The 589-nt window shown below is 43.1% G+C and carries 1 protein-coding gene; it reads left to right on the top strand.

Going from position 1 to position 589, the window contains the following annotated elements; translation table 11 throughout:
- Window positions 1-229: 229 nt before the first annotated feature.
- The coding region (locus ACS8FD_RS22830) for a hypothetical protein (RefSeq protein ID WP_439277537.1) at window positions 230-589 on the top strand (360 nt) is incomplete at its 3' end.

Below are 589 nucleotides of genomic sequence, written 5' to 3'. Positions count from 1 at the left end.
GCAGCATTGAACAATCGAACAGTGACAAAGGCGCACAGTAAGGGCGATTTATATCAAGACGTGTTATGAAAACTTCGTTACTTAATTTTCCACAGTCATCATCCACCTGCCCATCTTAATAGAACGTAACTTACAACAATGTCTCTATAAAACTATTCACACTTTGGACTAGAAACGTTTTATATTACTGATTAGGTCTTTTACGATAACTGAAACAGGGATGCTGACGATGTTACAGACAATAGTGAAACAAGCACCAAAACAGACAATAAAAGTCTTAGCTATAGCCATGATGGTTGCAGGTGTAACCGCATGTAATGATGACGATAGCGAGACGAACATTACCCCTGTCATCACATACGGGGAGTATGGTACCGAGACTGCACTGACCTTAGCGCGTGACTATTCAGGGCGTTATATGGGGTCGAGTACCGAGCTTGCTGCTGCTCAATATATGAAACAGCGCATGACCTTTGGTACTAATGGCGATGAAGTGATACTAGAGCCTTTTACTTTTGTCGCGTCTCGTGGGCCATTTGCTGAGCAAGCGATTGCCAGTCAAAATGTGGTTGTCACTCATGAGGGCACA

Source organism: Psychrobacter sp. 1U2, assembly GCF_051847575.1.
This window is presented reverse-complemented; position numbering and strand designations above follow the sequence as displayed.